Annotated in this window: 21 protein-coding genes; 13 read left to right on the forward strand and 8 right to left on the reverse strand. The window is 40.0% G+C overall.

Going from position 1 to position 25,431, the window contains the following annotated elements; genetic code table 11:
• Positions 1–22 precede the first annotated feature (22 nt).
• Positions 23–895 carry a DMT family transporter gene (locus tag I6F49_RS10810; protein ID WP_197180394.1) on the reverse strand — a complete coding sequence of 291 codons (873 nt, stop codon included), beginning with the start codon at positions 893–895 and terminating at the stop codon, positions 23–25.
• A 626-nt stretch (positions 896–1,521) separates the two neighbouring features.
• On the opposite strand from I6F49_RS10810, the gene I6F49_RS10815 reads away from it, so the two are divergent.
• Positions 1,522–1,902 carry a GreA/GreB family elongation factor gene (locus tag I6F49_RS10815; protein ID WP_166379200.1) on the forward strand — a complete coding sequence of 127 codons (381 nt, stop codon included), beginning with the start codon at positions 1,522–1,524 and terminating at the stop codon, positions 1,900–1,902.
• Between the two features lie 231 nt (positions 1,903–2,133).
• On the opposite strand, the gene trhP is transcribed toward I6F49_RS10815, so the two are convergent.
• Complete coding sequence (trhP, locus tag I6F49_RS10820; protein WP_197180396.1) at positions 2,134–3,519, reverse strand: prephenate-dependent tRNA uridine(34) hydroxylase TrhP; 1,386 nt, start codon at positions 3,517–3,519, stop codon at positions 2,134–2,136.
• Positions 3,520–3,735: 216 nt separating this feature from the next.
• On the opposite strand from trhP, the gene ndk reads away from it, so the two are divergent.
• The 9 genes from ndk (at position 3,736) to der (ending at position 14,470) form a co-directional block, all read left to right on the forward strand.
• On the forward strand, positions 3,736–4,167 hold the full coding sequence (ndk, locus tag I6F49_RS10825; RefSeq protein WP_007377442.1) for a nucleoside-diphosphate kinase: 432 nt from the start codon (positions 3,736–3,738) through the stop codon (positions 4,165–4,167).
• 168 nt (positions 4,168–4,335) lie between these two features.
• The gene (locus tag I6F49_RS10830; protein WP_007583420.1) at positions 4,336–5,466 is read left to right on the forward strand and encodes a bifunctional tRNA (adenosine(37)-C2)-methyltransferase TrmG/ribosomal RNA large subunit methyltransferase RlmN; all 1,131 of its coding nucleotides are present in this window, start codon (positions 4,336–4,338) and stop codon (positions 5,464–5,466) included.
• Positions 5,467–5,592: 126 nt separating this feature from the next.
• Positions 5,593–7,431 (forward strand): type IV pilus biogenesis/stability protein PilW, encoded by a 1,839-nt coding sequence (pilW, locus tag I6F49_RS10835; RefSeq protein ID WP_197180398.1) that lies wholly within the window; start codon positions 5,593–5,595, stop codon positions 7,429–7,431.
• Positions 7,428–8,297, forward strand: coding sequence for a RodZ domain-containing protein (locus tag I6F49_RS10840; protein WP_007583424.1), 870 nt, complete (start codon positions 7,428–7,430; stop codon positions 8,295–8,297). The genes pilW and I6F49_RS10840 overlap by 4 nt, the downstream gene beginning before the upstream one ends.
• A 5-nt stretch (positions 8,298–8,302) precedes the next feature.
• Positions 8,303–9,421, forward strand: coding sequence for a flavodoxin-dependent (E)-4-hydroxy-3-methylbut-2-enyl-diphosphate synthase (ispG, locus tag I6F49_RS10845; protein ID WP_007583427.1), 1,119 nt, complete (start codon positions 8,303–8,305; stop codon positions 9,419–9,421).
• Between the two features lie 398 nt (positions 9,422–9,819).
• Entirely contained in the window at positions 9,820–11,100 is a 1,281-nt protein-coding gene (hisS, locus tag I6F49_RS10850; protein WP_197180400.1) for a histidine--tRNA ligase, read from the forward strand.
• A 19-nt stretch (positions 11,101–11,119) separates the two neighbouring features.
• A complete protein-coding gene (locus tag I6F49_RS10855; protein WP_165740736.1) occupies positions 11,120–11,740 on the forward strand; it encodes a YfgM family protein in 621 nt (206 codons plus the stop codon).
• Between the two features lie 10 nt (positions 11,741–11,750).
• Positions 11,751–12,929 (forward strand): outer membrane protein assembly factor BamB, encoded by a 1,179-nt coding sequence (gene bamB / locus I6F49_RS10860; RefSeq protein WP_165728755.1) that lies wholly within the window; start codon positions 11,751–11,753, stop codon positions 12,927–12,929.
• A 74-nt stretch (positions 12,930–13,003) separates the two neighbouring features.
• Positions 13,004–14,470 carry a ribosome biogenesis GTPase Der gene (gene der, locus I6F49_RS10865; RefSeq protein ID WP_024592997.1) on the forward strand — a complete coding sequence of 489 codons (1,467 nt, stop codon included), beginning with the start codon at positions 13,004–13,006 and terminating at the stop codon, positions 14,468–14,470.
• Between the two features lie 80 nt (positions 14,471–14,550).
• Here the strand turns inward: der and I6F49_RS10870 are convergent, their stop codons facing one another.
• Positions 14,551–15,048: a TFIIB-type zinc ribbon-containing protein gene (locus I6F49_RS10870; protein ID WP_197180402.1), complete on the reverse strand. Its 498-nt coding sequence runs from the start codon at positions 15,046–15,048 to the stop codon at positions 14,551–14,553.
• 35 nt (positions 15,049–15,083) lie between these two features.
• Positions 15,084–15,671 (reverse strand): DUF4202 domain-containing protein, encoded by a 588-nt coding sequence (locus I6F49_RS10875; RefSeq protein ID WP_197180404.1) that lies wholly within the window; start codon positions 15,669–15,671, stop codon positions 15,084–15,086.
• Between the two features lie 226 nt (positions 15,672–15,897).
• Here I6F49_RS10875 and I6F49_RS10880 point away from each other — a divergent pair, with 226 nt between their 5' ends.
• Both I6F49_RS10880 and I6F49_RS10885 read left to right on the forward strand, forming a co-directional pair.
• Positions 15,898–17,625 carry a DUF885 domain-containing protein gene (locus tag I6F49_RS10880; RefSeq protein WP_197180406.1) on the forward strand — a complete coding sequence of 576 codons (1,728 nt, stop codon included), beginning with the start codon at positions 15,898–15,900 and terminating at the stop codon, positions 17,623–17,625.
• Positions 17,626–17,757: 132 nt separating this feature from the next.
• Entirely contained in the window at positions 17,758–19,077 is a 1,320-nt protein-coding gene (locus I6F49_RS10885) for a DASH family cryptochrome (RefSeq protein WP_197180408.1), read from the forward strand.
• A gap of 26 nt (positions 19,078–19,103) precedes the next feature.
• Here I6F49_RS10885 and I6F49_RS10890 read toward each other — a convergent pair whose 3' ends face one another.
• Positions 19,104–20,186, reverse strand: coding sequence for a YeiH family protein (locus tag I6F49_RS10890; RefSeq protein WP_197180410.1), 1,083 nt, complete (start codon positions 20,184–20,186; stop codon positions 19,104–19,106).
• A gap of 121 nt (positions 20,187–20,307) precedes the next feature.
• Here I6F49_RS10890 and I6F49_RS10895 point away from each other — a divergent pair, with 121 nt between their 5' ends.
• Entirely contained in the window at positions 20,308–21,186 is an 879-nt protein-coding gene (locus I6F49_RS10895; RefSeq protein ID WP_197180412.1) for a LysR family transcriptional regulator, read from the forward strand.
• A gap of 465 nt (positions 21,187–21,651) precedes the next feature.
• Here I6F49_RS10895 and I6F49_RS10900 read toward each other — a convergent pair whose 3' ends face one another.
• The 3 genes from I6F49_RS10900 to I6F49_RS10910 form a co-directional block, all read right to left on the reverse strand.
• Positions 21,652–22,110 carry a TlpA family protein disulfide reductase gene (locus tag I6F49_RS10900; RefSeq protein ID WP_197180414.1) on the reverse strand — a complete coding sequence of 153 codons (459 nt, stop codon included), beginning with the start codon at positions 22,108–22,110 and terminating at the stop codon, positions 21,652–21,654.
• Between the two features lie 106 nt (positions 22,111–22,216).
• Complete coding sequence (locus I6F49_RS10905) at positions 22,217–24,184, reverse strand: hypothetical protein (protein ID WP_197180416.1); 1,968 nt, start codon at positions 24,182–24,184, stop codon at positions 22,217–22,219.
• Between the two features lie 221 nt (positions 24,185–24,405).
• The gene (locus tag I6F49_RS10910) at positions 24,406–25,332 is read right to left on the reverse strand and encodes a LysR family transcriptional regulator (protein WP_166419857.1); all 927 of its coding nucleotides are present in this window, start codon (positions 25,330–25,332) and stop codon (positions 24,406–24,408) included.
• Between the last annotated feature and the right edge of the window lie 99 nt (positions 25,333–25,431).

The following is a 25,431-nucleotide window of genomic DNA, read 5'->3' on the forward strand; positions in this document are numbered from 1 at the left end:
AGTAATTAAGCTAATTCATCTTTTAAAAACTAAGCCTTAGTACGATTACACCTAAAAATGCCGTTGTTAATCCTATAACTTCTTGCCGTGTAAAAGACTCTTTTAGAATGATGCGTGAGTACAACAAAATAATTAAAATATTCATACCTGAAATCGCTGAAACTAATCCAGTATTACCAATAGCAAAGGCTGATATTATTGCAACCATGCCAGCTACATTAGTTAACCCAATAAGTAACCCGCATGAAAATGTTTTACTCGCAGACCAATATGCTTGAGAAGTGCCTTGCTCTACTAACATCTTTTTGCGTTTTACTAACCAACTAACAGCAAAAAGGAAGCTACCAAACCCAAACATAGACGTTAAAGTTGCAAACGTATCAGCTTCAAGGAGCGTTGATTGCTTGCCCATTAAATCATTAAATGCAAAGGATAGTGCAGCCAGTAACCCCCATTGCGCGCCTTGTAAGTTACTCAATGAGATATCGCTGGAGTAGCGAATAATATAAAGGCCGCCAAAAATAATAAAAAAGCCAATTAATTGAATCGTTGTTAAGGTTTCATGCCATAGTAAAAAGGCAAATAAAAGCACAAATAAAGGCGTTAACCCCGATAGAATACTAATTAAAGATGCTTTCCCAACCGAAAACCCTTTGTGCAAAAACCCATTGGCCGCAAAAGATCCAAAACCTAAAGCAAGTCCAACCGTAATATCTGCCCAGCCGTACCATGTGTGCTCAAACACCACAGTACCTAGCGCACTAATTATAAACCCCACAAAAAATACACCGAACAATAATAGATTACGGTTAATTTTTTTCTGCGACGTCCATTGATACATTATCCCTCGTGCACCAAAAAAAATAGTGGCGAGTAATGCAAAAATTATCCACATATAAATGAGACCCTTTATAATTTACTTTGATGAACCCTAATAAGAAGTGGTTATTTAACATTGTTCAATGCAATGACTATTACATAAAGGTTAAGCTATAGAGCATGTGGCCACTATAAAACTGTTACCCAACACCTAATTTTACTTTATAAAATAAGCAGCTTAGCTTTGCATAATAAAATACGAGTCACACAATCACACTTTAATAAACAACAGCACCAGTATATTTAATCTATAAACATTATAAACAGGCATAAATGACACTATAGATCCCATAAATAGCACTTAATCATTTAGTCGTTTATCTTCAATTGCATAGTGATAAATTAACACGTAGGAATTACAACATTTCAGTGAGAAAAAACGAGTTTATAAAAGCATAAAAAATAGCTATTAAACTATTATTTTATCGTCAAAATATTTTTTAACCTAAAACTCAATTGACTTTATTTTTTAACTCAATATGATTGATTTAAACAAAGAGGATAATATGTTTACTTTAATCACATACCTGCTAAAAACAAATACCATCTTCGGAATTTAAGCCGAGTGTAACCCTTACACTCGGCAGTTACACTGTACCTTTATATATTTAAATTCGATTTAGTTTTTGTGGGGATTAGTCCGTGCTTTCTTTTCTGTTCGAGCGTAAAAAACCTTTCCTGTCTAAAAATGACTTCACAGATGCAGCGGTACTATTACAGCCGCTGAAGCTTGCGTATTTGCTACAAGAAGTCGAGTATTCACAGCGGCCTTGGTCAAAATTCAATCCGCATGTACAAATTAATAGCACGGTGGTTATTAAAAATATAACCACCGGTTTTAAACGCCGTATAACTTTAGTGCCTCCAAGCCAACGAAGGCACTTTATTAGTGACGTATCATTTCACTCTCCTCTTGGGGTCGCTCTTTTAGGGCATAAAATAAATCATATTATTGAATATAAAGAAGCTGGGGAGTCCTATCTTTGGGAAATCATAGCCATAAATATTAAGGAGGAAATATAGAGTAAATCATTTCAATTTTTATTTATTAATTTTATATATTTAATTGGAGTTATTTGTAATGAGTAAAGAAAAACCTAAAAAACATGCAAGAAAAACATTAAAACAAAAACGTAAAGAGCGAAGAGATAAGCTAAAGCAGCTTGAAAAGTAATTAATATTATTTTAAATAAAGTCGCAAACTCGGGGTTTTTATAATCCCGAGTTTTTTTAAAAAACTATATTAAGCTGTAGCTAAACAGCTTGTTTAAATGGATTACGGGTATCTTGGTGTGTCTCAAGGTTACGCATTAAAATAGCGTGTTCTAAGTTAATGGCATCATCTAAGGGGATTTTTACAATGTGACCAGAGCCTTTAGCATCGTTAATACTTTCACCCTTTTTGTTTTCCATATATTCAAGCTTAAAAGTAATGTTACCTTGCGGTGTCATGAGTTCGAGTGAATGCCCTGTGCAAAATTTATTTTTAACGTCTATTTCAACTAAGCCATTTTCGCAGCGTTCGAGTACTTCACCCACAAATTGCTGCTTAGTTGATACAGAGTGACCGTATTCATAGTTTTGATAATCTTGATGGGCGTGGCGTTTTAAAAAGCCTTCGGTGTAACCACGATGCGCTAAGTTTTCGAGTGTTTTAAATAAATCAGTATCAAATGGTTTACCCGAAGCCGCGTCGTCTATTGCTTTGCGATATACCTGTGCAGTACGTGCTACATAATAAAATGACTTAGTACGCCCTTCTATTTTTAAACTATGTACACCCATTTTTGTTAACTGCTCTACGTATTGCACAGCGCGTAAATCTTTTGAATTCATAATATACGTGCCGTGTTCATCCTCAAACGCAGGCATATACTCGCCAGGGCGGCCTTGTTCCTCAAGCATAAATACTTCGCTACTTGGCGCGCCTTGGCCTAGTGTAGGAATCACCTGTTTGGGGTCAATTTTATGCACCATTTCGCCCGTTTCGTTTTCAACCCCTGGTTTTACATCGTAATCCCAGCGACATGCGTTAGTACACGTACCTTGATTTGGATCGCGTTTGTTAATATAGCCCGAAAGTAAACAACGCCCTGAATACGCCATACAAAGCGCACCATGTACAAACACTTCAAGTTCGGTGTTTGAGCAGAGTGTCCGTATTTCGGTTATTTCTTCGAGCGATAGCTCCCTTGACAAAATAACGCGTTCAATCCCCTGCTTTGCCCAAAATTGCACACTCGCATAATTTACCGCATTTGCCTGTACTGATAAGTGAATAGGCATAGCAGGCCATTTTTCACGAACAAGCATAATTAAACCAGGGTCTGACATAATTAGCGCATCAGGTTTCATTGAAATAACAGGCTCTATATCACGTAAGTACGATTTAACTTTCGCGTTATGCGGCGCAATATTTGATACCACATAAAACTTCTTATTTTGCTGATGAGCTTCATTAATGCCTATTTGCAGAGTGTCTAGGTCAAATTCATTATTACGCACACGCAAACTATAGCGAGGTTGCCCTGCATAAACCGCATCTGCGCCATAAGCAAAGGCGTAGCGCATGTTTTTTAAACTGCCTGCAGGGCATAGTAATTCAGGAATAAAAGGCGTTGAAGAGATAGCTGGTAACATGTGCGCTCCATACAGCGAACTGGGTTTAAGCCAGTTGTATGATTAATTAATTTATAAGCGCGGCAGTATAAGTACGATTAGCAATTTGCTTTTGATCGAGATCACAAAACTGCAATCAAACTGGTTTTTAATAAAATTAGGATTTTTCACTTAAAACGCGTATAATTCGCGCCCGTTAATATTCACACTTTTACTTAAAATTATTGGAGCATAAAGATGGCTTTAGAACGTACTTTTTCAATCGTAAAACCTGATGCAGTAGCTAAAAACCACATTGGCGCTATCTACAACCGTTTCGAGTCTGCTGGCCTTAAAATCGTTGCAGCTAAAATGGTTCACCTTTCACAAGAGAAAGCTGAAGGTTTCTACGCAGAACATAGCGAACGTCCTTTCTTCGGTGCTTTAGTATCTTTCATGACATCTGGTCCAGTAATGGTTACAGTTCTTGAAGGCGAAAACGCTGTTCTTAAAAACCGTGAAATCATGGGTGCTACTAACCCTGCTGAAGCACTAGCTGGCACTTTACGTGCAGACTACGCTGATAGCATCGACGAAAATGCTGTTCACGGTTCTGACGCTGTTGAATCTGCTGCTCGCGAAATCGCGTACTTCTTCGCTGACGAAGAGCTTTGTTCACGTACTCGTTAATTCGAACTCGTTAACAAAATGAAAAGGGCTTTCGGGCCCTTTTTTAGTCATTACGTAAAGTATTTGTCAGTGTATTTGTTGATGTTTTATTAATGATTAAACTGAGTGAATTGTGTACAATTCGTCCTCGTAAATTTTATCTCCACCGTCACCGATTGAGGTTGTTTCATGACCGAGCAAAAAAAGATTAACTTATTAGATTTAAACCGAGAAGCAATGCGCGAGCTATTTGCATCGTTCGGTGAAAAGCCGTTTCGTAGTGACCAGGTGATGAAATGGATTTATCATTTTGGCGTAGACAACTTCGACGATATGAGCAATGTAAACAAAAAGCTTAAAGAAAAACTTAAAGCTGAGTGCGAAATTGTTGCGCCAGAAATCACAGTTCGCCAACAAGCAAGCGACGGTACTATTAAGTACGCGCTTATTCTTGAAGGCGGCCAAGAAGTAGAAGCTGTTTGGATCCCTGAAAAAGAGCGCGCTACTTTATGTGTATCATCACAAGTAGGTTGTGCGCTTGAATGTACTTTTTGTTCTACTGCGCAACAAGGCTTTAACCGTAACTTAAAAGTATCTGAAATTATTGGCCAAGTTTGGCGTGTAGCTAAAGATATTGGCCTTGATGGTCATAGCGAAAAGCGCCCAGTAACTAACGTTGTAATGATGGGTATGGGCGAGCCTTTACTTAATCTTAAAAACGTAGTGCCAGCAATGGAACTAATGATGGACGATTGGGGCTTTGGTTTATCTAAGCGCCGCGTAACATTAAGTACTTCAGGGGTTGTGCCTGCTCTTGATTTATTAAAAGAGAAAATTGACGTAGCACTGGCTATATCACTTCACGCACCAGATAACGCCCTGCGTGATATTTTAGTACCGGTTAATAAAAAGTACCCTATTGAAGAGTTTTTGGCCTCGTGTCGTCGTTATATCGACGGTTCAAAAGCCAATAAAGATGTAACAGTTGAATACGTTATGCTTAATGGTATTAACGACAGCACCGATCAGGCGCATGCATTAGTGCAAACGTTAAAAGGCACACCTTGTAAGGTCAACCTTATTCCGTTTAACCCGTTCCCGGGTAACGAGTACACTCGCTCAAGCAATAGCCGTATCGACCGTTTTTCAAAAGTATTACAAGCAGCGGGTGTTACCTGTATTGTGCGTCGTACTCGCGGTGACGACATTGATGCCGCTTGCGGACAGTTAGTTGGTGACGTAGTTGACCGTACTAAACGTTTAGCTAAAAAGAAAATGCGTGACGATAACGCAATTAGCGTTAATATCCACCAAGCATAATCTATAACTGCCCTATGTGAATAAGTCATATAGGGCAGTTAAGTTGTTTATTTTTAAATAAATGATGCAAGAATAAAGGTTTTAGGTAAGATAGGCGCCATGGACTAAAAATAAAGAGATAAGGTAATGCGATCTATACTTGCTATAACACTATCAACACTTGCCCTAAGTGGCTGTGTTAGCGAAAGTAGTTATAACGGCAGCAATAAACCCGTCGTCGAAAATAAAATTAATAATACTGGCGCAGCACGAACACGAATTGCTTTAGCCCTACAGTATTTAAAAACGGGTAATAACTCTCAAGCCAAATACAATTTAGAACGCGCAGCGGCATTTGCTCCTGACCTACCTGAAGTACATTACTCTCTTGCTTATTACTTTCAACAAGTGGGCGAAAACCCGCGAGCTGATAAAGCCTACCAAAAAGCACTTGAAATCAAACCAGACGATCCTAATACCCTTAATAACTACGGTGTGTTTTTATGTGGTATTGATGAATACGATCGCGCTACTGATCAGTTTTTAAAAGCCATTGAAGTACCTACTTATATTCGCGTTGCCGAAAGCTATGAGAACTTAGCCTTATGTGCCATTGAATTTGATGACTTTGAAAATGCAGAAAGCTACTTTCAACAAGCACTTAATCATAGCTCTCAGCGTACATCTACATTAATAAGCTTAGCTGCTTTGTATTACGCTAAAAGCGACTTGTACAAAGCCAGTGAACTTTTAAAACGCTACGAAAGCACAGGTCGAGTATCTTCTCGTGCATTAATGCTTAGCTACCTTGTAAAAAACAGAATGGGCAGAATAGAAGAGGCTGAAAAAATCTCCAGCACTATTTTACAAACTTATTCTACAAGCGACGAAGCCTATGCACTAAAAGAAAAAAGAACACGTTTTAATGAGTTTGAAATACTCCGCGAAAAATACCGTAAAGCGCAGTTAAAAGAACTAAAAAATGACGAAAGCGGCGCGCACGTTAGTTCAAAACCAAAAATAAAAGTAATCAGAAAGAAACGTTCACCACAAGACGGTTCAACAAGCTTGGTAACAAACGACGAGCAAAAAACAGATAAAAAGCTCGCAATAGCAAATAACCAAGATGTAAATCCAGTTATAGTAAGAGAAAAGCAAGCTAAGACGGTAAAAAACACGGTCAGTAAGCAAGCCGATGAAGCAACCGTAATAGCAAAACAAATAACAACTCAAAAAGAAGATGCTCCTAAAGTCGTCGCGCCAAGCAACCCTACCGATACATCGGCTGTTATGCTTGCACTTACTACTAAGCACGACTCTGCAGATTCCGTAGTAGCTGCACCTAAAAAAGCTAAGCCCGTTTACGAACCTCAAAAAGAAGTTATAGCAACAAAACAACCAGCTAAAGCCGATGACGAAGTTACAATAATTTCGTTTGGCGCACCTAAAACAGGCCAGTTTAATTCGCAGCAAACTAGTAACTATAGTAATTCAGTTCCTGCAGTTACCGCTCAAAAAAATAGTAGTGACGTGGTATTCTACGAAGCGACTAAAAATACAACTGTATTTAAAAATAGCAGCTATCAAAATGATGCAGATATTGAATTTAAAAGTTACGAAGCAGTACAAAAAACAGAGCTCCCAATGCTTAACCCTAAAGTATCGCCTTTACGCGTGCCATTTCACGTAATTGCTGTTGGCGAAAACCTATTTAGCATTTCGGTGCGATACAATGTTAAACTACAAAAGCTCCTGCAATGGAATGGTCTAAAAGAGTCGGATCGGGTAATGAATGGAAGTAAAATATACCTAAACGATCCAAATATTTATTACGAAATTAAAGCTGGTGATTCCCTTTACGATATAGCTACCCAGCGGCATGTATTAATTGATGAATTAATGCGATGGAATAAATTAAGTCCTGATATAGCACTAAAACCAGGGCACAAACTTTTACTAGTGGATCCAGACTCATACACATTATGAATGAAGAAAATACGCAAACACAGAGCGAACAGCCAACTGTAGGCCAGATATTAAAAAATCACAGAGAACAAGCGAACGTTAGCATAGCGACTATTGCTGCACCGTTAAAGCTGTCTGAACTTCAAATTAAACGCCTTGAAAATGATGAATTTACATTACTAGGCCCTATTACTTTTGTTAAAGGCTATATAAAAAACTATTGCCGTGAATTAAAAGTAGATAGCGCACCTATATTAGCAATGATGCCAGCCCCACCGGAGCCGGCTAAACCCGCTAATATGCAGAGTTTTTCACGCCGTACAGAAAAAGAAGCAAACGACAGCCGCTTAATGTTTTTTAGCTATTTAATTTTAGCGATTGTTATTGGCTCATCTGCTTTATGGTTTTGGCAAAACGCGACACCTATTGAAGAGCAAACGAGTAACATAAACGTTGCCAACTCAAAAATGAGCGAGCGCCAAGCCGCTCAACCCAGTATTTCAGAGCAACAGCAACAAGCCGAAATTGACGATGAATCATTATTAGAATCACAAAGCACGTCTAGTGAAACATCAACAAGCCCAGAAATAGTTAAAGAAACGGCTCCTATTGCTTCTAACAGCGCAAGTCAAGACGATGCTAGCAGTACAATTGTCATGAACTTTAATGGCGAAAGTTGGGTTGAAATTTACGACGGCGAAGGCGAGAAAATAGCATTCGGCGTTAAAAAAGCAGGCTACATTATGACCGTAAGCGGTACGCCTCCTTTTTCAGTTGTGCTTGGTAAGCATGACGCTGTAGACATTACTTTAAACGGTGAACCTGTAGATGTTTCTGCATTTCCTCAAAACCGTTTAGCCAAATTTACATTACCACTAGCAGAGTAGTCGCTATGTTTTCAGAATCTCCAATTAAACGCAGAAAATCCACCCGAATCAATGTAGGTAACGTCCCTATTGGTGATGGTGCCCCTATTGCAGTGCAATCAATGACCAACACCGACACCATGGATGTTGATGCAACTGTTGCACAAATACAGGCAATACAAGATGCAGGTGCCGACATAGTCCGTGTATCAGTACCAACAATGGATGCAGCCGAAGCGTTTAAAAGTATTAAAGAACAAGTAACGATTCCGCTAGTAGCCGATATTCACTTTGATTACCGTATAGCCTTAAAAGTGGCAAAATACGGCGTTGATTGCCTGCGTATAAACCCAGGGAATATAGGTAGTGAAGAGCGTATTAGAGCCGTAGTAGACTCAGCACGCGAGCATAACATTCCTATTCGTATTGGTGTAAATGGCGGTTCACTAGAGCGCGACTTACAAGAAAAATACGGCGAACCAACACCAGAAGCCTTATTAGAATCAGCAATGCGCCATGTAGATATATTGCGCCGCCTTGATTTTGACCAATTTAAAATATCAGTAAAAGCGTCTGACGTATTTTTAGCTGTAGGAGCATATCGCTTACTCGCTAAAGAAATAGACCAACCACTACATTTAGGTATTACCGAAGCGGGCGGCATGCGCTCAGGCTCTGTTAAATCTGCAGTAGGTTTAGGTATGTTATTAGCCGAAGGTATTGGCGATACCCTGCGTGTATCACTTGCTGCCGATCCTGTTCAAGAAATTAAAGTCGGCTTTGATATCTTAAATTCATTGCGCATTCGTTCGCGTGGAATTAACTTTATTGCCTGCCCTAGCTGCTCACGCCAAGAGTTTGATGTAGTAAGCACCATGAACCAACTTGAAGAGCGCTTAGAGGATATTATCGAACCTATGTCAGTTTCGGTAATTGGTTGCGTTGTAAATGGACCAGGTGAAGCGCTTGTGAGTGATATAGGGCTTGCCGGTGCAAATCGTCGCTCTGGTTTGTATATAAATGGCGAACGCCAAAAAGCGCGCATTGATAACAACAACATTGTTGATCAGCTTGAAGGTTATGTACGCGACTTTATAGAAAAAAAGCAGAGCCAAACACCGATTGACATAAAAATAGTCGAATAAATACCGTTTAAGGTGGCAAACCCCGTGGTTTGCCGTTTACCTTTATAGCTAGTGGATACCCAAACGACCCCAAGATACAGAATTCAGCGTTTCACAGGCTCTTAATATCAAGGCGTTACTTTGCAAGAATGGCAATCCCTTTTAAAAAGTAACAACGATGAGAGTAAGTGTCTGTGAACCGCCCAACGGGTTGGTTTAAAAGCGATTTATACTGCGTTATTGATTTTAACAATAGAACCACTATTACTTTCAATCAATGCCTTGCCTAAATCGCTTTTAATTCCAACTGAAACTCGCATCATGGGGTCATTTGGGTATATAATGACGGGTCAATTTTTAGCATTCTTGTTGTGTAAGCATTTTTCATTACACAAAAAAACAGCATTTAGGATTTATCAGTGGCAAAACAAATTCAGGCAGTTCGCGGTATGAACGATTGTCTGCCGGGCGATACACAAGTTTGGCAGAAAGTAGAAAACATTTTACGCGAGACAGTAGCATCGTTCGGTTATCAAGAAATTCGTTTTCCTATTGTAGAATCAACCGACTTATTTAAACGCTCTATTGGTGAAGTTACCGATATAGTAGAAAAAGAAATGTACACCTTTGCCGATCGCAATGGCGACTTATTAACACTTCGCCCAGAAGGCACCGCAGTATGCGTACGTGCTGGCAACCAAAATGGCTTACTATACAACCAAGAACAACGCCTTTGGTACATGGGTCCAATGTTTCGTCACGAGCGTCCGCAAAAAGGTCGTTACCGTCAGTTTCACCAATTTGGTTTAGAAACATTTGGTATTGCTACAGCAGATATAGACGCAGAAGTTATTTTATTAACAGCGCAACTATGGGAAGCCTTTGGTATTACTGACCACGTTCGTTTAGAGCTAAATTCTTTAGGGTCTAACGAAGCGCGTGCAGATTACCGTGATGCGTTAGTAGCCTACCTTGAGCAACACATTGATGTGCTTGATGATGACTCAAAACGTCGTATGTATTCAAACCCATTACGCGTACTTGATAGCAAAAATCCAGACGTACAAGCAATTTTAACTGATGCGCCTAAATTGTCTGAAAATTTAGATGCTGAATCAAAAGAACATTTTGCAAATTTATGTGAACGTTTAGACGCTGCTGGCGTCTCATATACGGTTAATGAAAAGTTAGTACGTGGTTTAGACTACTACAACCGCACTGTATTTGAATGGGTAACCGACAGTTTAGGTGCACAAGGCACTGTATGTGCTGGCGGACGTTACGATGGCTTAGTTGAACAACTTGGCGGCAAAGCAACGCCAGCAGTTGGTTTTGCAATGGGTCTAGAGCGCTTAGTATTATTACTACAAGCACTTGAGTGTGTAGGTGACATTCGTCGTAATGCTGATGTATATTTAGCAGCAATGGGCGACAAAGCAAGCATTCAAGCACCTGCAATTGCAGCGCAACTACGCAAAGACGTACCGGGTTTGCGCGTTATGGTACATGCGGGCGGCGGCAACTTTAAAAAACAATTAAAACGTGCTGATAAAAGCGATGCACTTGTTGCAGTGATTATTGGCGAAGATGAATTAGAAAAAGGCGTTGTGACCATCAAGTATTTACGCGAGCGTAAAGAACAAGTCACATTAGAATTAGAACAAGCTAAAGCGCTATTAGCTGAGCTTATTAACGGCTAAGCGAACATTAGAGGTAAGAATGGACATTTATTCAACAGAAGAACAACAAGCAGAAGCCATTAAACGCTTTTTCCGTGAAAACGGCATTTCACTTGCGCTAGGTATACTTGTTGGCCTAGGTGGCTTATATGGCTGGAAAGCATATAACCAAAACCAAATTACTACCGCTGAAAAAGCATCAGATTCATATACAACACTTGTTGAAAGCGATGATGTATTATCTTCAGCTGATGCGTTTATTAGCGAAAATAAAGATACAAACTACGCAACACTTGCAGCATTTGTAGCTGCAAAAGACGCAGTAGAAGCGAAAAAACTAGACGTAGCAAGCGAAAAGCTAAGCTGGGTTGTGTCTAATACGCCAAATACAGAATTAAAAGCAATTGCGATTACACGTTTAGCACGTGTTCAAATTGCGCAAACTAAATATGACGATGCATTAACGACATTAAATGCACCATTACCTGAAGCGTTCAATGCAAACGTGGCCGAGCTTAAAGGCGACATTTACACTGAGCAAGGTAATAAAGATCAAGCACGTACTGCATACCAAGCAGCAATAGATGCGGGTGGATTAACAAGTAACCCACTATTACAAATTAAGTTAGATGACCTAGCAGTAACTAGCCCAGCGGCATAAGGTTTTAGGCATGAAAAAATTTACAACAGCAGCTCTTGCCTTATGTATGGCAACATTGATGGGTTGTTCATCAAGTGATGATGAAGATGAACTAGTACTTCCTGAAATTGTAAACCAATTTGAAACTGACGTTGTTTGGCAAGAATCTGTAGGTGATGGCGTAGAGCATTATTTTTCTCGTTTAACACCCGCAGTTTACAAAGATACTGTGTATGTTGCTAGCCGCGAAGGCCAAGTAGAAGCGCTTTCGCTTGATAATGGCGATACAAAATGGGAAACCGATGTACGCCAAGACTTATCATTTTGGCCTTGGGCTAACAACGGAAATGCAAAATTATCAGGTGGTATTTTGCAAGCCTATGGTAAAATTTATATAGGTTCTGAACACGGCTTTATTATTGCTCTTGATCGCGAAACCGGTGAAGAAGTTTGGCGTAAAAACGTACCAGGCGAATCACTGTCTAAACCAACAGCAGGCGATGGCTTAATATTTGTAAATTTAGGCTCTGGTAAATTGTTAGCCCTTCACCCAGATACAGGCGAAGAGCGTTGGAGCTTTGAACAAGAAGTTCCACCACTAACATTACGCGGACAAAGCTCGCCAACCGTTGCTAACGGTGGTGTATTAGTAGGCCTTGAAACAGGCAAGCTAAGCGTATTAATTTCAGACAGTGGTTACTCAGCATGGAGCGCAGAAATTGCGGTTGCTAAAGGCGCATCAGAATTTGAACGCCTAGTTGACGTAGACACTCAACCACTTATTAGCGGTCCATACGCTTACGCTATAGCTTACAACGGCAACTTAGCTGCTGTAGATATTCGCTCTGGCAATGTTGTATGGAAACGTGAGTACAGCAGCTACCGCGAAATTGCGATGGATGCACAAACAATTTATTTAGTAGATAGCGATGGTGTTATTTACGCATTAGATAAAAATTCAGGTATTGAACGTTGGAGCCAACCCGCTCTACGTGGTTGGTACCTAACAGGGCCTGCAGTTGCAGGTAGCCACTTAGCTTTAGGCGACCAAGAAGGTAACCTACATTGGCTAAATAAAGAAACTGGCGAGCTAGTATCTCGTGAAGACTTTGACAGCTCGGGCTTTTTTGTTGAGCCAGTTGTTGCCGACGATAAGCTAATTTTATACACCCGTGATGGTGAAGTTAGTATGGTAAAAATACCAAACTAAGTTACTAATAGTCATATGGTTTTTTTAAGGCTTCGCACTGCGAAGCCTTTTGTTGTTTTTTAAAGAGGTAGTTTATGCTTCCCGTGATCGCTCTAGTTGGGCGACCCAATGTGGGCAAATCCACATTATTTAACCGTTTAACACGTACTCGTGATGCACTCGTAGCCGATTTTCCAGGTTTAACACGAGATAGAAAATATGGCCAAGCTAGTTACGATGGCTATGAATTTATCGTGGTAGACACGGGCGGTATTGATGGCTCAGAAGAAGGCATCGAAATCGAAATGGCAGATCAATCTCTGCTAGCCATTGAAGAAGCCGACATTGTTCTGTTTTTAGTAGATGCTCGTGTAGGTATGACCGTAGCTGACCAAGCAATTGCTAATCACTTGCGCAAGCAAGATAAAAAGTGTTTTGTTGTTGCTAATAAAACCGATGGTATTGATGCAGATTCAAACTGTGCTGAATTTTACCAATTATCATTAGGTGAAATTCATCATATTGCTGCATCGCATGGCCGTGGTATTACGTTATTACTTGAGCAAACACTTCAGCCGCTTATTGCTGAATTAGCTGCACAAGACGAAGACGTAACAGGCGATGACGAAGAGCTTATTAATCTTTACGAAGAAGATGAAGACAGCGATACCGATCACCAGGCATTTGCAGACAAACCTGTCAAGCTTGCGATTATTGGTCGTCCTAACGTTGGTAAGTCAACGCTTACAAACCGTATACTGGGTGAAGATCGCGTAATTGTATACGACATGCCTGGTACAACACGTGACTCTATCTACATTCCGATGACTCGAAATGAAAAAGAGTATGTGTTAATTGACACCGCAGGTGTTCGTAAGCGTAAAAAAGTAAGCGACGTAGTTGAAAAGTTCTCTGTCATTAAAACGCTTCAAGCAATCGAAGATTGTAACGTTGTGTTATTGATTGTTGATGCTCGCGATGGTATTTCTGATCAAGATTTAAGCTTATTAGGCTTTGCTCTTAACTCAGGTCGTTCATTGGTAATTGCAGTGAACAAATGGGATGGCTTAGACGATTACGTTAAAGATCGTATTAAATCAGAGCTCGATCGCCGTTTAGGGTTTATTGACTTTGCACGCCTACACTTTATATCTGCACTACACGGTACAGGTGTTGGTCATTTATTCGAGTCTGTTGACGAAGCGTATGAATCAGCGACTAAACGTATAAGTACTGCAATGTTACGTCGTATTATGGACATGGCTCAAGCCGATCACCAGCCGCCACTTGTTCGTGGTCGTCGTGTTAAGCTCAAATATGCGCATGCCGGTGGTTATAACCCACCACGTATTGTTATTCACGGTAACCAAGTTAAAGATTTACCAGATAGTTATAAACGCTACCTGATGAACTACTACCGTAAAGCGCTTAAAATTATGGGCACACCTATCAAAATCGAATTTAGAGAAGGTGAAAACCCATTTGCTGGTCGTGTTAATAAAGTAACACTGTCGCAAAAGCGTAAAATACGTGCATTTGCTAAAGAAAACCGTAATAAATAAACTTTTCAAGAGTTAGTTTATTACAATAAAAACGGCGTACTTTTTAGTACGCCGTTTTTGTTTTAATATGTTATTAAGAGTTACAAACCAAGTAAAGCTAAGCGCACTAAGTTCTCCACCGTGGCTTCATGTGCATTTTTATTAGTTGGCGTAAACCTAGAAGTAGGTGATTTAATAGTTATAAAGCCATGATTGGTTGCCATTTCATGAGCTAATAGCTTTCGCTCTTTAGGTGTTAAATGGTTTTCGTGTATTTTTGCCAGCTCGCCGCTATCAAGCCATATGCCTGCACAGCCTGGGCATTCGTCTATTTCGACAGCCTTTACTGGCGAAAAATACCTGCGCATCATCACAATGCTTATGCACTTTGGACAATTAATTCGTAGCGATACATCGTATTCACTCTCGATATGATCACTCAAATATTTAAGTAATACCTCACCGTGCTTTAACTCTGGCGAGCTAAACTTAAAAATTTGGCTGTTATCAAAAAATACGCCGCCTTGAGCTGACGTAAAGACAGTAAAACCGCCAACAAGTAAAGGCTCAAGTGGCGTATTAGTTCTAGGGCAATACATTTAAAATTCCTTTTTTATTTTTATACTTTTATTATTTATTCAAGCGCTTTATGAATAAGCCCAACTAGCGGCGCGGGTAACGTAATATTACCTGTAAGTACAAACTCGTGTGCCTCATCTGACATTTTTTGCCATGTACGGCGAATAATACCAATCCATTTTTCTACATTGTAATCTGGCTTTGCATTGGCAAAACCAAGCATGTAATGCTCAATAAATACAAGGCTTGCTACATCTTCTACTAATTGGCTGTCTGGGTTACGTTTAATATCTTTTTTAGCAACCGCATCGTAAACACGGTTTTGCTCAGTCTCACCGTAACCAGCTTGCTGCATAAGCGTAACAACACTACTTGCATGAAATATATAAAGAGCACTGCGCCACTGATGATAACCCTGCTTATTCATTTCAAAGTCACTACGTGGCGACTTCCAACGCTGAATATGCTGTGCGCGCACTGCAATTTGCATAAGTTCATCGCCATCGGGTTTAAAGCGAGTTAGCATTTCGCTCATGCGTAAGGCGTATAAACTTTCTTTTGGGAAATTTTCGCCATTGTGTTGTTCGCTATTAGGATCTTGATTATTCGCTTCATCAATCAGCGCTATTACTTTATTAAACATGACGACCTTTATTATAATTAGTTTTAATCATTCTAAACGCTGATAAAGCAATAAACTAGTGCGCCACTCACTTGCACAGTGAAATTTGTTCAATCAAAAAGAAAAACCAATAGTTACAGGTTATAAAATTAAGCGCATTAATAAAGTTAACTTGGTACTATATTAAAAACAAAAACGATAAATACGCGAAAACTAATAAAAATTAACGCGCAATAAATGGATGATTATGTTTAAAAAAAGTATTTTAGCTATTTGCTTGGCGGTTACATCATTGCCAAGCATTGCCGATAGTAACAGTGACTTAAAAACGATTATTGATAGCCACTGGCAAAACGCAAAAGTCGAAAAAATATTCTTTCGTACCGACCCAGACGGTTGGAAACCCAGTGGCACACTACCAAGTTGGAGCGAGCAAGCTATTGCAAAGCGCCAAGCTTATAACAACAGCGTACTAAAAAGCTTAGCCAGCATTGACCCAAAAACGCTCAACAACGAGCAACTAATGAACTACCGCTTATTTAAATACGAGCGTGAAACAGAGCAGCAAAGTTACCTTTTTCAAGATAAGTATTTTCAGGTTAACTTTTTAAGTGGTTGGCATACCTACTTTGCCGAAGCGCCGGCTAATATGGCATTTTTAACGCCTGATGATTACAACGCATTTTTAGTAAGCCTTGCCGACTATCCTCGCTTTAATCAAGAAAACATTAACTTGATGAAGGAAGGCATTGAAAAGGGTTACACCCACTACTGCAAAACATTTGAAAATTACAGCCAGAGCATTAACGCTCATATAGTTAAGCAACCTGAAAATAGCGCCTTATACGAGCCCTTCACCCGTATACCAAATACATTTACAGCAGAGCAAAAGGCCACATACCAAAACAAAGCTAAAGCCTTAATTAGCTCAAAAGTAGTACCAGCTTATCAGCACTTTTACGACTTTTTTGAAAACGATTACATGCCTAACTGTAGAGCAGAGCCAGGTATTTCAAGCGTTAAAGGCGGGCTTGAGTATTATAAATATGCGGTAAATTATTACACCACAACCAATGCCACACCCAAGCAAATACACGAGCTTGGCTTAAAAGAAGTGGCGCGTATAAAAACGCAGATGCAAAACATTATTGATAAAGTAAGCTTTGATGGCACTTATGCTGAGTTTTTAGAATTTTTAGCAACCGATGAGCAATTTTACGCAACAGACGCGCAAGACTTACTTGAAAAAACAGCTTTTATAACGCAAAAAATGTATGGCAAGTTACCCACCTACTTTGGCCATTTACCACGTAACACCTTTACAATAAAAGGCTCAGCGAGTCGTGGCGCGTTTTATATGCCACCGGCTGATAATCGCTCACCGGGTACTTATTTTTTAGCCTCAACACCTAAGCTACAACCTTTATATAATTTAGAAGCACTTAGCCTACACGAAGCAATACCAGGGCATCATTTACAAAACGCCATTGCAATGGAGTTAGACGTGCCCCAGTTTAGACGCACACTTAGCCACTCAGCATTTGGCGAAGGCTGGGCGCTTTACACCGAGCGCTTAGGCAAAGAAGCCGGCTTTTATCAAAACCCTTATAGCGACTTTGGTCGTTTAGGTTACGAAATGTGGCGCGCAGTGAGGCTTGTTGTTGATACAGGTATTCATGCATTTGGCTGGAGCCGCCAAAAGGCAATAGACTACTTGGCAGATCACACTGCATTGCCACAAAGCGCGGTGGAGGATCAAATAGATCGTTATATATCATGGCCAGGCCAAGCGCTTTCGTACAAAATGGGGGAGCTAAAAATACGCGAACTACGCGCAAAAGCTGAACAAGAACTAGGTGCTAAGTTTGATATTCGCAGCTTTCACGACACCGTAATCGGCCAAGGTTCATTGCCTATGTCAGTACTTGAGGATGTAATAAACGATTGGATAGCAGAGCAAAAATCGGCTATTTAAAAACAATACTTCAATAAGCTAAGAGGCGGTTTAATAATCGCCTCTTTTTAAAAGTCTATTAACCATCTCAAAACTAATCCCTACCCGCTTTTACTTCGTAAAGTTAATGATTACAAAAACCAGAGCATAAGTATGAGCAAACGCATTTTATATTGGCTACAAAACGATTTACGAATAGACGACAACCCTATTTTTAGTGACCTTGCGTCGCAGCAATGTGCACTCGATATTGTATTTGTAATAAATCCGCATTGGTTTAAAAGTAATAACTACCAACAAAAACCCTATGGTGTGCATAAACAACAGTTTTTAATGCAAAGCTTGTATGAACTACAACAAGCACTTACTGAACACGGGCAAACACTGCACGTGCTTGAAGGTGAACCAATAGCGCTTTTAAAAGCGCGTATAAATGATCTAAACATTGATGAAGTTGTATTTAGCAAGCAAATCGGTTTGTACGAGCAACGCCAAATAAGTTTACTTAAAGCGCATAGCCCAAATACAAAATTTACAGGCGTGCTGCAAGACACCCTATTTAAACAAAGCGACCTACCTTTTGATTTAAACGAGCTACCCAAAAGCTTTACCCCGTTTCGTAAAAAGGTAGAGGCAGCCAATATACCTATAACTCTCTCAATGTTACCTGAAGGTTTACTCCCTCAACCTATAACATTATGTGCGGCCAAACCAATTGAGCTTACTGAACATACTGATGACAACAACGCGATAATGCACGGCGGATTTAAAAGTGCGCAAGCTCATTTAGCGCAGTACTTTTCGGGCTTACTGCCAAGTACCTATAAAATAACTCGAAACGAGCTTGATGGCTTTAATAACACCACAAAATTTAGTACCTGGCTTGCCTTTGGCTGTGTAAGTGCACGGCAAGTTTATAAAGCGGTTGAAGAGTACGAACATAAACATATCGCAAACGAATCTACTTATTGGATTAAGTTTGAATTGCTATGGCGAGAGTATTTTAAATGGCATGCACTCAATGCGGGCAACAGCTTATTTAGCTTTAAAGGCCAAAAACAAACCAAACCCCTAACAACGTTTATGCCAAACCGCTTTGCTGCGTGGTGTAATGGCTCAACACCCTTCCCATTGGTCAATGCCATTATGAATGAGCTTAATGCCACTGGTTATATATCAAACCGAGCAAGGCAAGTTGCAGCAAGCTGCTTAGTTAACGAACTTGGCCTTGATTGGCGTTATGGCGCGGCTTATTTTGAACAGCAATTGATTGATTACGACGTGGCAGCTAATTGGGGCAACTGGCAATATATAGCGGGCGTGGGCGTAGATCCGCGTGGCGGTAGGCACTTTAATATACAAAAGCAAACCGCGCAGTTCGATCCGCACGGTATTTACACTAATAAGTGGCAAGGTAATAAAAATACCAGCGCGCAGCTGGATAACTTAAACGAAGTTGATTGGCCAATTTAAACCAATCAACTTTTGCAAAGCAACGTTTAAAACAACTCAGCAATACCTATATTAATGGCAAAGCCGCCTAACGTTAAAAACAAAAATAAACACAGCGCCAGTAACAGCGGTTTAATACCCGCTTGGCGAATTGCCCCAACATGTGTGCGTAAACCCAAAGCCACCATCGCAATGGTGAGTAATATATTATCAAACCAAACAACTGCGTTTGTAGTCACTTGAGGAATAATAGAGAGTGAATGCACACCACTTGCCACTATAAATAACACCGCAAACCAAGGGATAGTAATACCTGATTTATCGCCCTCACTGCTTGCTGCATTACCTGCTTTTGCTCTTTTTTTACTTTTCCAAAATGATAAACCCACTAAAAATGGCGCAAGCATCATCACTCTTAGCATTTTTTCTATTACAGCTGTGTCGGCCGCATTAGCGCTTACAGCTGTGCCCGCTGCAACCACTTGTGCTACTTCATGAATGGTTGAGCCTACAAAAATACCGTATGCGTGCTCGCTCAGCCCCATATATTCAAACATTATTGGGTAGGCAAACATGCTTAGCGTACCAAACACCACCACCGTTGCTACCGCTACTGATACTTTATGCGCCTGTGCTTTTATAACAGGCTCGGTTGCCATTACCGCTGCAGCACCGCAAATAGAACTACCCGCGCCTATTAGTATGGTTGTTTGCTCATCAAGCTTAAATACACGTTTGCCAAGTTGAATTGCTAATATAAATGTACCAACAAGTATAACAATGTCGGTTAGTAAGCCACTCCAACCAACGCCCGCGACTTGCGTAAAGGTTATTCTAAAACCAAACAACACAACGCCCGCTTTGAGCAAAATACTTTTAGCGTAATCAACACCCACATCGGTATGAGTCGCTATACGCGAAAAAATACTGTTACCCACAATAATACCAACCACAATACCAATGGTGAGTGAGCTAAATTGCGCAGTTTGCATTATTGGTAATTTACTAAGCGCAACAGCAACGCCCGCAAGTACTATAACCAGTAACATGCCAATCCACCAGCGAGAGTCACCATACTGTTTAGTGTTAACACCTAAAGGCTGTAACCCATTTTTAATAGCGCTAAGCATAATATTCCCTCAATCAAACAACTCTAATTAGTTGACTTCATTTTAATAAAGGCCAAAATATAACTCCAATATATTAAAATCATGATTCGATAACTTAAGGTTATGTAATTTGAGAGGCGCAATGAATTTACATGCACTTAGGGTGTTTTATACGGTAGCAAAGCTTGGTAGTTTTTCAGGCGCAGCCGAGGCACTTTTTATAAGCCAGCCGGCGGTATCTAAAGCGCTAAAAGAGCTTGAGTATCAACTAAACATACAACTTATTGAACGTGCATCTAAAGGCAAAAAACTCACTTTAAGTGAAGGCGGGCAAGCGCTTTTTGAACATGCGCGTAGTATTTTTGCTATCGAAAAAGCCGCCATTGACGATATTAAATCGCGCACAGGGCTTAAGCGCGGCACACTTGTTATAGGCACCAGCACCACCATTGCCAGCTATTGGCTGCCACCTTATTTAGCTAAATTTTGCGCCCAGTTCCCACATATAAAAGTAGAAGTACAAGTGGCTAATACCGCGCAAATTGAGCACGCACTACTTGAATGCACCATCGATTTAGCACTCGTTGAGGGCACACCCACCGAGCCGCATATTATAAGTAAGCACTGGCAAAATGATTTAATGAGTGTGGTTATACCGAGTAATTTAAAACCCGCTAAAAACTTAAAAGCATGGTTAAACAAACAATTTTGGCTACTACGCGAACCTGGCTCTGGCACTTTAGAGGTGTCGGTTAAGTTACTACAGCAACACGGTATTACAGCAAAAAACTGTATGCAACTCGGAAGTAATGAAGCAATAGCAAGAGCAGTAGCACAAGGAATGGGCGTTGCTTTATTGCCTAACGTAGTCACTGAGGATTTAGTACAATTAGGTAAATTAACACGGCTAAAACAGCCAAATAACGTCGAGTTATCAAGACCATTATACCAATTACACTACAAAGACAGACCCTCTTCTCATGCTGCGCAAGCATTTGAAAAAAGCCTGTTTAGTGAATAGTGATTATGTGAGTGAATCTAAACTCGATCTGTAAGTCGCGTATGTTCAATAAGTAAATGTAAGTAAAGTATGAATAGCAGTGGAAACTGTTGGGACAATGCGCCAATGGACTGATTTTCTAGAAGCTTTAAAACAGAATGGATGCCGAAGGTTCGGTATGAAAACTTTAAAGATGCTAATTATAGCATTACTGCTATATCGACGGATATTGTAACAACGTTAGGCGACATCATTATAATTCAGATTTAGCGCCAGATGAATCTGAGATTAGATACAAAGATTCTAAAATTGTGGCCAAGTTTTATTGACCACTACAGGGGGAGATGCATTACTTAAGTGGCTAAAAGCCAAGGGGGCTAAATTTCCTTCACACATTATAATATTAAGAGATCACTCATAATAACCCAACAGCTAACTTATAAGTCTATTAGCTAAATTCGGTAATCTCATATCCCAAATTTCTACTTACAAACCCTGCGTTAAATCTTGTGCCAATGTACCCGTTGGTTTTTCAATTACGCGTACTAACTCTTTGCCATTTTGTTTAACAATAAATGTAGGCGTGTATTGTAAGTCGTGAGCCTGTGCAATGCCTGCATCGTCTTGCTTGTTGTAACCTACGGCCACATATTCAATGCTTGCAAGTTCAACTTTAGACGCATCAAGTAACTTAATCAGCTTTGGTACTTCGCGCTCACTGTCGTGGCACCACGTACCAAATAATACAATAAGCTCTTTGCCTTCTAGCTTTTGCATTAGGGCTATATCTTGTGCTGTTGGTGTATACGCTTTGTATTGCTCGTTAAACTTGTTGTAGTCGCTTAGCAGTTCTTGCGTACTTATCTCGCCCGAAAATGGCGCCGTAGCAGCGCAGCTTACAAGCGGCATGCTTAAAGCACACAATAAAATTAATTGTTTAAACATAAGGTACTCTTTAATTAGGTATTTAATTAAGTATTAAATTAGGTATTAAATTAGGTATTAAACGACTATACCCAATATTGAGCGCGGAGTGAATAATTCTAAGGCGTTACTTTTTATCCATAAAAAAGTTAACTTGCGATAAGTTAGTTAAATATTCTCGCCTTATGTCTTTATTTTCAGCCAGCTTGTCTAAATCACCAATTAAGGTAACTAACTTATTATGAGAATGACTGCTGGTTGTTTTAAAGTCGTCTTGCTTTTCGTCGCTCTCAACACGCTCTTTTTTATTCATGTTGTAGCTGTTTTCGTTTTCTTCAAGCCAAATATCGTCAATTAAGCGAATGTCACTTTTACTAATGGTTTGCTCTTGCATCGCCATTTGCAGCTCGTATTGATTTGTTTGAGGGTTAAACGCATACATTTTTGTATCAACATCAACTTCGTGAGACTGGTCAAGCCCCACAAGTTCTTTATTTTTAACTGCGGTACCTACGTTATAACTCTCTTCTTTGTCGTAGTAGTCGGGGCGACTGTATTGATAATCAAAGTGGCTACTTACATTTTTACTTTGTGTTAAACCGCTAAGCTCGCCTAATTGGGTTTGCTCAGTCGCTTGGCTTAGCTCAATGGTACTTTTAGGCTGATAGTCACCGCCATCCAGTGCGTAAGAAAACGTAGCATCAAAATCAGCGAGCTTAGACACACCCGCCCCCAATGTATTGGGTGCTTTATTACCAAGCCCTTGGTAACGGGGATCGTTTGCGATCATGTTATCAACTAAATCGGCAACCATAGCGCGCCCGTCATTAAATTGCTTATCTGCAAGCGACTCAATATTGCTATAACGTTCAGCCGCTGACGACATACTTGTAAAAGCGCCTTTAAATAATGCAAAACCTTGCTGCATTGTCTCATCCCCTTTACGACCAAATGCCGAGTCTTTACTATCCTCGGTACTGATTACTCGGCTATCTTCTAAGCTTTGATCGAGGGACGCTAAATACTGCTGCATTTGCTGTGTGTCTTTAGCGCCAATGGTCGACATATCGAGTGCAAAGTCGATTTCGTTTTTCCCATTCTCAGCCTTAAACACAAGTGCTTGTTGATTTGTCGCTTCATCTATTGAGTAACTTAAATCAAGCGTGTTTTCGCCTGTATCAAGCGCATCATTTTGCGTTGTTGAAAACGACACATTAAAACCCGCTAGCTGCTCACTATTAAAGCCTGCTAAAAAGTCTAAACTCATGTCTGTTTGGTTTGGCACTATAATAGGATTAAATGAGTTTTCACTCACTTTAAAAAACTCATCGGCCATTTCGCCAACACCCGCCATAACCTGCGTTAAAGCCGCATGTTCAGCCTCAGATAAATCGCCATTTACTTCGTAACTTATGCCAAAGCCATCAACGGCTTCGCCCGTTTTTTCATCAAAGCCTTGTGACGAATTAAAAGTGATATTTATTACATCACCCTCTTTGGTTTTTACCGAGAGCTCAAATAAATAATTATCGTCATCCTCGTACTTGCTACGGTTAGCACTTTCCATGTATGGATTAAGCGTGCGCTCAACACGTTGCTGGCTTGAGGCTAAAAACGTTTTTTGCTCATGCCCAAGTTGCCCCAAGCTTGATAAAATATCGCTGGTATTAGCATAAGCACCCTGAATATTTTTAACGGATGTATTTAATCGCTCAATTAATTGGGTGCTGTTTTCATTTTTTAATAACCCCTCATGCTGAGAACTTATTACGGTGCGCAGGGCGAGTTCTTCATCGGAGAGTTTATAGTTAAGCGTGCTAGGCGTGCTTGTAATAATAAATAGCGAGGTAAGTTGCTGTTGTAAAATATCCCCTACTTTTTGATTGCTACTTATTGTTTCGTAAATCGTTTCATCATTTAGCTGGCTTAATAACTCGTCGGTTATTTTAGGCGCGTTAGTTTGTAAATCATTAATAGCTTGAAGGTCGCCACTGCTATGCAGTGAAGGTGTCGCAGATGTTTGGTTGGCGTTATTAACTGATTGGGCAAGCATAGTGCTTAGATTAGCCTGACTGCCTAATATATTATTAACCATGATTATCCTTAATCGCTAAACCCTATTAAGTAACTTATCGGGCGCTTAGTTAAAAGCTTTAGCCTAAAGGCGCATTTTTTACCTATTATTTATACAAATAATTTATTAATAAGTTAAACAAACATAAATCTAAACCAGATAAGATAAACCAGATAAGCGTAGGTCGGATAAGCGCAGCGCCATCCGACACTCTATTAATCTACTCACCTTACTCTTAAGGGCTATTTTATTTGCTTACTACCTTCACCTGTTTCTTTTATTCTTTGTACTAAAAAATCGACCGCCGCTTTTACCTTTGGTACCAAATAACGTTGTTTTTGATACAACAAATAAACAGCCATATTAGAATTTTGAGTTATTGCCACCTCATGCTCAAACTTAAGCTCTTGTAACTCACCCAGCTCAAGATATGAAGCCAGTGCCCATCGAGTTGACATTAAAATACCTTCCCCGTTACATGCTTTTTTGGCAAGCCACGACCCGTTATTTGAAATAGCGACCGCAGGCCCAGAAACGTCATGCCATTGCTCATCTACTTTACATAACCACGGCGTTGGCCCTGAAGGCGTTTTAAAATAAAGCCCATTATGGTGCTTTAATTCCATGGCGTTACTTGGCACTCCGTGTTTTTGTAAATAGCAGGGCGACGCCACAGGTATAAAACCATTATCCATAAGTTTTATTGCTATCACGCGCTCATTGGGTGCATAACCACCACGAATAGCAATATCAACATCGTCACGCCCGAGTGTCGATAGCTCATCGCTTAAGCTTACATCGAGTATTATTTCAGGGTATAACGCGCTCAATTCATCAAGCAGCGGCATGAGCATTTTATCGCCAAAACCTACCATACAACTTATAGATAAACGCCCCTTTGGGGTTGTTTGGTAACTTCGAACCGTTTCGTGGCTTTGCTCAAGCTGGTTCACTATTTTTTGTACATCGCTGTAGTAAATTTGCCCAACTTCAGTCAGCTTAACTATGCGGGTAGAACGCTTTAAAAGTGTTGCTCCTAAGCTTTTTTCTAAATCGGCAACTCGCCTCGACAACGACGAAGGCGGCACACCAAATGCTTTTGCGGCTTTGGTAAAACTGCCCGTTTCAACCACCTTAATAAAATACCGTATGGCTTTTAGTTGATCCAAGTCGCTTCTCCACTAAATAAAATTCTTTATTGTCTTAAAGACAAAAGTGATTCGCATTTTCCCTTATATATAAGCAAATTAAAACAAGTAATAATAGGT

It is taken from the genome of Pseudoalteromonas sp. SWN166 (genome assembly GCF_015864485.1).
In the GTDB taxonomy this organism is placed as follows: domain Bacteria; phylum Pseudomonadota; class Gammaproteobacteria; order Enterobacterales; family Alteromonadaceae; genus Pseudoalteromonas.